This window comes from Vibrio sp. 10N.222.55.C6 (genome assembly GCF_041473395.1).
Lineage (GTDB): Bacteria > Pseudomonadota > Gammaproteobacteria > Enterobacterales > Vibrionaceae > Vibrio > Vibrio crassostreae_C.
Genome location: NZ_JBFRSD010000962.1, coordinates 1 through 239, shown reverse-complemented (window position 1 = coordinate 239; position 239 = coordinate 1). Strand labels below are relative to the sequence as shown.

Sequence of the window (239 nt, the reverse complement as noted above, 5' to 3'; positions counted from 1 at the left end):
AAATCGCTCAACAGCATGTTGAGCTCGCGATAGCCTTGTTGCTTCTCAGATAGACCTACATCAAGTTTTTGTTCTTTACGGCAGGTCGTTGCTAGGTAGTTCAATGTCGCAAGGCCAGGGCCTAGTTCGAGTGCGTTACTTGCCCAACGTTCACCCAGTTCATAAAGTTTCTGATCCAGTTGCGGAGACAGCTGAACATCGCTGAATTCACCGCGAGCACCGAACACAGTCAGGTAGTC

1 pseudogene is annotated in these 239 nt (G+C 49.4%); it reads right to left on the bottom strand.

The annotated features are described in order from the left end of the window. Positions 1–239: pseudogene (locus AB4486_RS27075) on the bottom strand (DUF1887 domain-containing protein); the annotation flags it as partial.